Below are 4486 nucleotides of genomic sequence, written 5' to 3' on the forward strand. Positions count from 1 at the left end.
CTTCGCTACGCTTCGTTCCGTCTTTCTTCTCGGTACCAAACTGCATCATGATGCGCGGATTGCCACCGTCTCGTTCCCAAATCAACATATATTTATTGCCGTCCCATTTGATCAGTTTTTCCGTACCTGACATGCCGTTAATGGTACGCGATCCTTGACGAATAGTGCGGTAGCCTGTGATTTTAAAGATTTTTGCCAATGCGCTTTTTTTCGGAGCAATATCCCGTTGCAGCAGCGTCGATTCACTTTTCTTAAGCTCGTCGCCATGCATGATTTCCAGACTCATATCATGTTGCTTGGCAAATTCAACAGTAGTATGCGCTGTAAACTGCTTTTTACCGTCATCCGCAATAAAACCGCCTATCAGGCAGATACCATGCTGATTCGGCACTTCAAATTCTTGCCGTACACGTAAGTTATTCAGGAAATCTTGGCGGAATTTTTTCTCCATGCCATCTATCAATTCTTTCTCTTTGGCTTTCCAGTTAGCAGGAGCTTTGCCGTTTTCAGCAGGGATATAGAAAAAACTGCGTACGATATAAGCGTCATTATTATCTAGTTTGAAATATAAATAGGCTTCGTAGGGCATACCATGTTTCTTAACATATCTACCATCCCAATCAAAATCACTACGCGTTACCTGCATCATCGCTTGCCCTGGAATTAGAGTACGGGTATCAACAACAATATCGGTTCCATCTCGACCATATTGCTTATTCTCATTGATGGTACTAACGTTTCTCTTCCAGTCGTTAAACATAACCATCACGCTCCAGCCATTGTAATCAAGGTGTGTACTGCCGTGACGACGCTTGGACGGCAAACGCAATTGATAGCGGCCGCTGCAATAGGGTTGTTCGGTCCAGTAGGTGGTATCGATAGATGAAGAAGCAGTCGTTGCAGAGAGATTTTGTTCTGTAAGTGGGGAAACGGCAGGGGTAGTACATGCAGTAAGCAGAGAAACTGTCAGCAATACAATGGTCTTCGGTTTCATCATGAGCACCTTCTCATCAAATGGAATAGTATGACAAAGATATGGTATCTGTGATCGTGCCGATGGTAAAGGGAAAGGGAACAATGGGAAGAAGGCCGTCTGAAAGGCAGTATGAGGAGAAATTGAAATCTTTACCCTGCCCTATTCCATTACGCCCATAATGAGTGATAAAGTGACAACAGTTATAGTAGGAAGATTTTTTGAAGTTGGACATAAAGGATATTGCCTGTATACCTAAGAATAAGGGGCTGTACTAGATTAGCAGATATGTTACCCTCGAAATATGAAGATAACGCACTGCAAATTAAAGAAAAAAGTACAGAAAGAACTGCTCAGTTTTTTTGTGCTGGAAGTTACCGCCCGTTCTGCCGCCGATATTTTGGGTATCCATCCCAATTCGGCAGCATTGTTCTACCGTAAAATTCGTATAGTTATCAGCCATTATCTGGCCTTGGTTGCCGATGAGGTTTTTGAGGGTTCTGTCGAGCTGGACGAAAGCTGTTTCGGCGGACGGCGTAAAGGCAGTTGCGGCGCGGCAGGAAAAGTGGTTGTCTTCGGCATTCTGAAACGCAACGGACGGGTCTATATCGTTGTCGTAAATAATGCCAAGTCCGATACTCTGATGCCTGTTATCAAACGGAAAATTATGCCGGACAGTATTGTTTATACCGATAGTCTGAGCAGTTACGACAAGTTGGATGTGAGCGGTTTTATTCATTACCGCATCAACCATTCCAAGGAATTTGCAGACCGTCAGAACCACATTAACGGTATTGAGAATTTTTGGAATCAGGCAAAACGCGTCTTACGCAAATACAATGGAATCGATCGCAAATCCTTCCCGCTGTTCTTGAAAGAATGCGAATTTCGGTTTAACTTCGGCACACCCTCCCGGCAGCTTAAAATCCTGCGGGAGTGGTGTGAAATTTAGGGCTAATCTAGCACAGCCCCTTACAAAAAAGTGTTTCCATCCCTGCTGTTGCGAGATACACAGCATTGATTGAAAGAGAAGGAATAGTTGAGTCATCCTTACTTTCTTCTATACTACTCTTGCAGAAGTTATAAATTTTCAAAATAGCAGATTTAAAAAAATCCTTATCAAATAATCCCTGATGGTCTTTATTTGGGTAAAATTTGATTTGATTGGTTATTTTAGTCCTTTAAATAAATTATTTAAATCATCTGCGTCCGGTTTCTGAGTTTCTCGCGATGTTCAGGATAACCATCATTAGCAAAAGGTCGTCTGAAAACTTTCAGACGACCTTTAAAAAATTAGATTTTCAATTCAATCTACGCCTATCATCTAAATAACAAATTGTTTTTCAAAGTAAAATACAATACCTTGAAATATGAGCAATCCTTTCTTAGAGAAAAGCCATCTAAACTAAACCCTCAGATTACTTTACTCATTCTTTAACTTTTATTCGATAAAATTTCTTCTGTTCCGGATCTTCAAAAAAACCTACGGGTCCTCTTATTAAATATGATATTTCAATCATAATATCCTGCTTCACCTTTGGAGTTCCAGAAATATGAACCGTATCATACCACTCATCGATGGGCTTTACAGTCAACCCCGAATTCAGAGGATCCATTTTTACCACGAAATTATCGGGATAAGTAGCTTGATTGGCCACATTAAATTCTATGAAATATGGCTTATTTAATTCTGCATCCGGTAATATCTGAACTTTATGTTTACCGGCAAAACAACCGGATAACGCTATTAACGCTATTACTGCCGAAAAAATAAATATTTTCCTCATAATACTAAAAATCCTCGTAAATTAGCTAACTTTCCACCAATCTTTAAAAACGATTGCTCCAAAACTAGCATCTAGAAATTTTTCCAAACTAATTGCTCTGGTATATTGACCGTTTCTATATTGTGTTAGCTTTCCTACCCAGCCCCAGGTAAATAGCTTTAAATCCACTAAGTCTGTCGGGTTACTGTTTTCATCAATACTTAACCCTGTACGTTGGTTCACCAACGGACTTTCCCATACTATCCAGTGCGATTTGTAGCTTTTTGTTGTAGCACCACCAAAAATATTCGGTGAACTTACTAGTTGTAGCACACGATAACCTTGTTTAGCATATTTGTTAATTTTCGCCAATTGTTCCAAATTGTTACCACTAATTGTGATAAAGTTCTGCACATTTTTTGCCCCCGAGTTTCGTAACCACCTTTCCATATCACCAGGTGTTGTCATAGCTGCACCTCCCTTGGTTAGGTTGTCATAATCCCAAATTAGGTTTTCTGAATTACGTAAACTACCTAAAGTTATCCAGTCTAATCCAGATATTCTTTGGTTACCTTGCTCATCAAAAAAATTTTGTGGTTTAGTCGCAGCTTTTGCATCAATTTCTAACTTATAAATTTTTACCTTTCCCGTTTCCCACAATTGCTTGACAGCTTTCTGATAAAGATCGGGGCGTTCCTTCAAGAGACAATAAAAGTAAGCGGCCGGTCCGCATAAGGAAGATCGTTTTTGGTTTGGATAACCTAAACCCTGACCGTTTTTCCCTGCCTTAATCCTAGCTTTAAATTCCTGCTCAATTTTATCCTTTCTAAAAGGGTCTTTCTGGTGTCCTGCATGATATTCGGGCGTTACAAAAATCTGCTTACGACTAATATTCAATATGTCTGTTGGTGGAGAACTCCCAGGTTGCTTTCCAGAAGTATCTCCGCTACTCTGCATTGCTTTGAGCGGCTTTAATTTTTTATAGTTATCTGCCTTGTAAAAATATCCCAAAACTTGAGTACTATAATCTACTAAGGCAGGAGAAGAAGCTTGATATTTACGGTAAAGATAAATAAATACTTTATATTTTGCAGCCTGCTCCTCAGATAAATCAATAGGGAAATTAAACGCAACATACACCTCTTTTGAAGAAAGCACAGGCTGTAATGAGTTTAAATATGGCATATATTTTTTCTTTACTGTGTCATATATTTGGATTTTATATTTCAATTCTGAAATAGGTATATTGGTGTCAACCTTACAGCCCAAGTGGAAGAGTTTCATATTTTTCCTTAATTTATATCATCAATATTTAAGCTATTTGAATAAAGCATTTGTACTTTGATTCTTTCAGGTTCTAGTGAGTAGAATACTTCCGTATAGCCATTTTCATCAGTTTTACCCTTATGAATTTGGGCATCCTTCAGATAAGCCACATATTCGGTATGCGCATAGGGATTTTGGTCGTCATCCAACATTTGGAAACGTAAGGCGTATCGTTTACTTGCTTCAAACAAAGGCAGCTTCATTGATGTATAGCTATTCGCCCCATTCACCACCAACGGCGCCCTCACCCGCACCACCTTCGGACTCCCAATCTCAACCTCCCCGTTGCTCAGTTTGATATACGCCCCTTTGCAGGTAATCAGAATCTCTTCCTTCGCCGCTATGGTGATTTTCCCCGCGCTGCTGGTTAACGTTGCGTCCTTCAGTGCATTCAGCTGCAACTCGTCATTCTGTGCCTGCA

General features: G+C 40.0%; 5 protein-coding genes. 1 reads left to right on the forward strand and 4 read right to left on the reverse strand.

The annotated features are described in order from the left end of the window. The coding region (locus tag TW89_RS04475; RefSeq protein WP_283114503.1) for a T6SS immunity protein Tli4 family protein at window positions 1–997 on the reverse strand (997 nt) is incomplete at its 3' end. A gap of 280 nt (window positions 998–1277) precedes the next feature. On the opposite strand from TW89_RS04475, the gene TW89_RS04480 reads away from it, so the two are divergent. Next, window positions 1278–1925: an IS1595 family transposase gene (locus TW89_RS04480; RefSeq protein WP_128580670.1), complete on the forward strand. Its 648-nt coding sequence runs from the start codon at window positions 1278–1280 to the stop codon at window positions 1923–1925. Window positions 1926–2400: 475 nt separating this feature from the next. Here the strand turns inward: TW89_RS04480 and TW89_RS04485 are convergent, their stop codons facing one another. From TW89_RS04485 to TW89_RS11995, 3 genes are all read right to left on the reverse strand, one after another. Beyond that, entirely contained in the window at window positions 2401–2760 is a 360-nt protein-coding gene (locus tag TW89_RS04485) for a hypothetical protein (RefSeq protein ID WP_128580671.1), read from the reverse strand. Between the two features lie 21 nt (window positions 2761–2781). Continuing rightward, window positions 2782–4023, reverse strand: coding sequence for a hypothetical protein (locus TW89_RS04490; protein ID WP_128580672.1), 1242 nt, complete (start codon window positions 4021–4023; stop codon window positions 2782–2784). 8 nt (window positions 4024–4031) lie between these two features. Next, a partial coding sequence (locus tag TW89_RS11995) for a DUF2345 domain-containing protein (protein ID WP_283114504.1) occupies window positions 4032–4486 on the reverse strand: 455 nt, incomplete at its 5' end.

This window comes from Neisseria flavescens, assembly GCF_001618065.1.
In the GTDB taxonomy this organism is placed as follows: Bacteria; Pseudomonadota; Gammaproteobacteria; order Burkholderiales; family Neisseriaceae; genus Neisseria; species Neisseria flavescens_A.

Excerpts from the sequence above, each read along its gene's own strand:
- TW89_RS04480 (WP_128580670.1), top strand. The coding sequence starts at position 1,278 with ATGAAGATAACGCACTGCAAATTAAAGAAAAAAGTACAGAAAGAACTG.
- TW89_RS04485 (WP_128580671.1), bottom strand. The coding sequence starts at position 2,760 with ATGAGGAAAATATTTATTTTTTCGGCAGTAATAGCGTTAATAGCGTTA.
- TW89_RS04490 (WP_128580672.1), bottom strand. The coding sequence starts at position 4,023 with ATGAAACTCTTCCACTTGGGCTGTAAGGTTGACACCAATATACCTATT.